The 4,894-nt window shown below is 56.8% G+C and carries 4 protein-coding genes; 1 reads left to right on the forward strand and 3 read right to left on the reverse strand.

The genetic code is table 11. The features are described 5' to 3' along the window. Positions 1-338: 338 nt before the first annotated feature. From J2W40_RS20360 to J2W40_RS20370, 3 genes are all read right to left on the reverse strand, one after another. On the reverse strand, positions 339-560 hold the full coding sequence (locus J2W40_RS20360; protein ID WP_310227778.1) for a hypothetical protein: 222 nt from the start codon (positions 558-560) through the stop codon (positions 339-341). An 88-nt stretch (positions 561-648) separates the two neighbouring features. Further along, complete coding sequence (locus J2W40_RS20365; RefSeq protein WP_310227779.1) at positions 649-2,487, reverse strand: carbamoyltransferase family protein; 1,839 nt, start codon at positions 2,485-2,487, stop codon at positions 649-651. Next, the gene (locus tag J2W40_RS20370) at positions 2,484-3,368 is read right to left on the reverse strand and encodes an SGNH/GDSL hydrolase family protein (protein WP_310227780.1); all 885 of its coding nucleotides are present in this window, start codon (positions 3,366-3,368) and stop codon (positions 2,484-2,486) included. The genes J2W40_RS20365 and J2W40_RS20370 overlap by 4 nt, the downstream gene beginning before the upstream one ends. Before the next feature lie 137 nt (positions 3,369-3,505). Between J2W40_RS20370 and J2W40_RS20375 the strand changes: the two genes are divergently transcribed. Continuing rightward, entirely contained in the window at positions 3,506-4,447 is a 942-nt protein-coding gene (locus tag J2W40_RS20375) for a sulfotransferase (RefSeq protein WP_310227781.1), read from the forward strand. Positions 4,448-4,894: the final 447 nt, after the last annotated feature.

Consider the following 4,894-nt stretch of genomic DNA (forward strand, 5'->3'; position numbering starts at 1 on the left):
CCACCCGCTACGACAAGACCGTCCTCTCGTTCGAGAGCTTCCTCAACCTCGCCGCCGCACGCCTATGGCTAAAATCCTTTGTCAAAATGGCCTAGTTGAAATCTGCTCAATCGCCATCGACACGGATAAGCCTATAATGCCCGCGACTTTATTAAGAAATAATGTGGACGATGCCCTGAGATCTAAGGCCGAACAAGCAGCTATTTCGGTTATTTTGTGATCTTTAACATACGTACACAAATGGAATAAGCTTCGACACGTTCGAAGTAGCACTCGATTACGCTAGCATCTCGATCAGCGCTACCGTGGCAACATGTGCGCTGGCAGCGTTCGCATCATCAGACAACCGGATAGACATATTGAGTCAGCCTGGGTGCTGATTCTGGCGTGGCTTTGATATCCAGCGTGCCGTCCTGCAGCGCCCGATCAAGCCCCGTCAGCAAACTGGCCATACCGGGATCATCGCAATCGCGTGCCTGCGCTGCCATTGTTACGAGCAAATTTTCGTCTCTGCCGTACACATTTGCGAAGCTTTGTGACGGCATGTCGAGCGCCGCCATCGGCGGCGCAAGGCCCTTTGCTCGGGCTGTGCCACCTGCGCCTGCCTCATTGAGCAATAGCATGAAGCGTTCCAGAAATTCGGCATGTTCAATCGGCGGCAAAACGCGTTCTCCCGATTTTCTGGCGCACCCAGGCGGGTTGCGCGGATTTGCGGACCAGATATCCGCCGATCGCCAACAGATCCAAATGCGTGTTGAGAAAGCAGTCAATGGCATCTTTTGGCGTGCATATGATCGGCTCGCCGCGCACGTTGAACGATGTGTTCATCAACATCGGGCAGCCCGTAATGGCGTGAAATGCCTTCAGGATCAAACCCGCCCGCGCCCCTGCGGCAGGATCGATCGTCTGTAGCCGCGCGCTGAAATCCACATGGGTCACCGCCGCAAACTGGCTGGTGACGGCATTTTGCAACTGCATCGGCGTGTGATGTCCCTGAGCGCGCGCGTCGCCCACGCCGTCTGGCCCGCGAAACGCAGCTTTCAAATCCGCGACAAGCAGCATGTACGGGCTGTCTGTCGGCTCTTCGAAATAGGTCGCGGCTTCATCGGCCAGAATGATGGGCGCAAAAGGACGCCAGTCTTCGCGGAACTTGATCGAACGATTGACCCGGCTCAGCGTGTCCTTGCCGCGCGGATCAGCTAAGATCGAGCGATTGCCCAAGGCGCGCGGCCCAAATTCCATCCGCCCATGAAAATGACCCACGATCTCGCCTGCGGCCAACCCTGCTGCCACAAGAGCGGCATAGTCGGCGGGATCGGGTACGCTTTCATAGATCAGCCCTGTGCTGTCCAGCGCGCCCTGAATCTCGGCGTCGCAATATTCGGGGCCCAGAAACCCCCCGGCCATGCCGTCGCCTGCGGGCTTCTGTCTTGGGCCGCCCTGTGTTCGTGCTACCTCAAGCGCAGCACCCAGCGCCCCGCCCGCGTCGTTCGCGGCAGGCTGAATCCAAAGCCCCTCAAGCCCATCAAGGTCGCGCCGTAGGCGGCTGTTAGCCACACAGTTGAGAGCCACTCCTCCTGCCAGACAGAGATTTCGGCTGTCGCTGCGGTCCAGAGCGGTCTTGGCTAATGCGAGCACAACCTCCTCCAGCACCGCCTGCGCCGATGCGGCCATATTCATGTAAAGGGGGGTGATCGCGGCCGTCTCATGACGATGTGGCTGCTTGAACAGCATCTCGAACAAGGGTGAGATGGTGCTAAGATCCCGATCGAAATTGAAATAATCCATGTTGAGCGTGAAAGACCCGTCTTCACCGATGTCGATCAGTTCGTCCCTGATCTTCCCGCGAAACTCCGGCGTGCCAAACGGTGCCAGGCCCATGAGCTTATATTCGCCCGAGTTCACCTTGAACCCGCAATACTGCGTGAAAGCACTGTAAAATAGCCCCAGAGAGTGGGGGAATTGAATTTCGCCTGTGGCGTGAAGACCGGTTGGGCCTCCTGACCAAAGCGTCGTTGTGGAATATTCGCCGACACCATCCAGCACCAGAACGGCCGCATTTTCAAACGGCGAGGGATAGAAAGCCGACGCTGCATGGGACCGGTGATGCGGCACGAATATGACGCGGTCGGTATCGCCCGCCACCTTTTCCAACTGACGCGGCAATAGCTGTGACAGATTTCTGAACGTTTCCACCATCTGCGGCCAGAGCCGCGCGCCCGACGGCAGCTTTTCCCGCGCCGTTTCAAGAATGCGCTGCACCTTGAGCGCTGGATTTTCATAATAGGCCACCTTGTCCAGGCTGGCCCCTTCCGGCAATTGTGACAGACAATATTGGATCGCCTGATCAGGAAAACGCCAGTCGGCTTTTTTGCGGGAAAAGCGTTCTTCCTGCGCTGCGGCAATGATGCGGTCGCCTTGCACCAATGCTGCCGCCGAGTCATGAAAATGGGCAGAAATCCCCAGGATATAGTCTGTCTGGCTCATATGGTTTGCCCGGTTCGAACTGCGCTGCAAAGCTCCGTCACGAGTGGTGCGAGCCGCTCGGCATATAGTTTGTTCGCCAGCATATTGGGGTGGATGTCGTGCGGCAGAAATCGATGCGCATGATCATGCGGTGTTGAAATGTCGCGCGTCTGCGGAAGCCTGTCGCAGACAGCCGCGTTGAATACCGCATCAAGAGAGTCCAGCAGCACAAAGGCCAGAGGCAATCCAACAGCTTGGGCTGTGTTCTGCACAAGCTCCAGTACAGCAAGACTAGCCTGGTTGATCATATAATCATCGGGCAGGAACGCGCTGAAATTGACATCCCGAAGGGCGGGCTGCCAAATCTGCGGATAGGTGATCTGAACCTGCCCTGCTGCATCCAGCCGCGCAACCGGCACATGTTCCACCCCTAACTTATACCATTCGCGGTTGAGATATTGCCGCATCCGCTGCGGATGGGCGATGTTGCGAAATCGGTGGTCGCTGATGATGGCAAAGACCGCCGCATCGATGTCGCCCGCTGCAATATCGCGGCGCATCTGTAGCAGGTTTTGCACGGTACCGTGCCCCCCGATACCACGGTTCAAAATACATAGATCGGGCAGATCACGTTGCAGCAACGCTGTATAGGTTTCGTCGTCTGCAAGGCCGGTTCCATAGGTAAATGAACAGCCGTAAAATGCCACGCGAGGGCGCATGAACCTATCCTGGCTCGGCACATGCCGCCAACCTTGGGGATTGATCGTCTGCAATATCCCGTCACGAAAACCAATGCGCACCGCATGGTCGGGCGTCAGGCGCCAGCCCAGCACAGCATCGGGCCGAAACAGCAGGCGCGGTTTGTTGACGATTTTCTGTGGCGTCTGACTGGTGAGGGCCATTGCATTCTACCTTTTGCATCTGGAGCATAAGCAAGAGCCAATTCTGATCTCATCTAGACCCGACAGTCAGAAGATGAAAAGCCTTGATATCGCACACAGTCGCATAAATCCCGATTTCGGGACCGGCAGGGGTTCGCTTGACACCCGAAAGGTCCGTAGGGAAGCTCAACCACCTCGCCGTCAATTTCAGGGAGTCCATGACAGTGCAGATATTCACAGAGCCTCTGGTGGCCATCGGCGGGTTGGGAGGGTCCGGCACGCGGGTTTTTGCCGCGACCTTGCAAGCCGCCGGGATCGCCCTTGGTCGACGGCTCAACACGCCGCTCGACAATCTTTGGTTCACTGTCCTGTTCAAACGCGCCGCATGGAGCCGGACTGCACCGAACCCCAGTGAGGTGGTCGCGGCGGCTGATCTGTTCGTGCGCGCCATGACCATCGGCTTGCGTGACTCCCTGACACCCGAGGAACGCACGCTTCTGCAGCAACTGCGCGCCGATCTGCCGCCACTTGGAGCGTGGCAATGTGGGGCAACCGTTGAAGATGCAAACAGTCTGATCGATAGCGGGCCGGCAAACCTGACGGCAGCCCAATTCTGGGGTTGGAAGGAACCGAACACGCATATCTTCCTGCCGCAACTGGCCACGCGGTTTCCGCACATGCGCTACATTCATGTTGTCCGCGACGGGCTCGACATGGCGTTCAGCGCCAACACCTGGCAGGCCAGGCATTGGAGCCATATTTACGGACTCACCATAGAGTCCGACACCCCGTTGCGGCTGCACCAATTACACTATTGGATAGCAGCGAACCGCGCCGCGCTTGACTATGGCTCGGCGCATATGGGTGATCGCTTTATCGCCATTTCCTATGAAGATTATTGCAGGCAGCCCGAGTGGTATTGGCCTCGATTGAGGCGCTTTCTGGGGCTCGAACCGACCATCTCCTTTCCGCAAGATTTACTGCGTCCAACCACGATCGGTCGCAGCCGCGATCATGACCTGTCGCTCTTTCCAGCAGAATTGCTTACGCTCACCCGCGCTGTCCAGGCGGACGTGATGGCGTTCAATAGGCTGGAATGACAACCGATGGAGATCAGGCCGATGAATCCACCTCTTTGGGCACGCCCCATCCGATTTTGATGTCAATCTTGGCATCGATGACTCTGTGAAGACGACTTACGTTGGTTCGCGCGGCTTTTTGTCGTCTGCTTGTTGCGCTCGTCTCACCGAGGCGCTCTGTCGGCGCTATGGATGAGCTTCTACTCGCCAACTTGTCATCAGGTGTTCAGCATACATCTATGTCAGACTATATAATGCCCGTCTGATAAGAACCTACGACATCGCTGCCCTCATTAACCTTAAATATAAGCCTTAGATTATTAACGCCATATAGCTCGGATACTAGGCCGCGTTGACAAAAGACTTCAGCCATAGCCGTGTAGCGGCGAGGTTGAGGAAGCTTTCGAACGACAGGACGGTTTTGTCATAGCGGGTGGCGATGCGGCGTTGTTGCTTCAACTTGCCGAA

Source organism: Sphingobium xenophagum (assembly GCF_031457465.1).
GTDB classification, from domain to species: Bacteria; Pseudomonadota; Alphaproteobacteria; order Sphingomonadales; family Sphingomonadaceae; genus Sphingobium; species Sphingobium xenophagum_A.

Coding starts and splice junctions, on each gene's coding strand:
- J2W40_RS20365 (WP_310227779.1), bottom strand. CDS start 2,487: ATGAGCCAGACAGACTATATCCTGGGGATTTCTGCCCATTTTCATGAC.
- J2W40_RS20370 (WP_310227780.1), bottom strand. CDS start 3,368: ATGGCCCTCACCAGTCAGACGCCACAGAAAATCGTCAACAAACCGCGC.
- J2W40_RS20360 (WP_310227778.1), bottom strand. CDS start 560: ATGGCGGCGCTCGACATGCCGTCACAAAGCTTCGCAAATGTGTACGGC.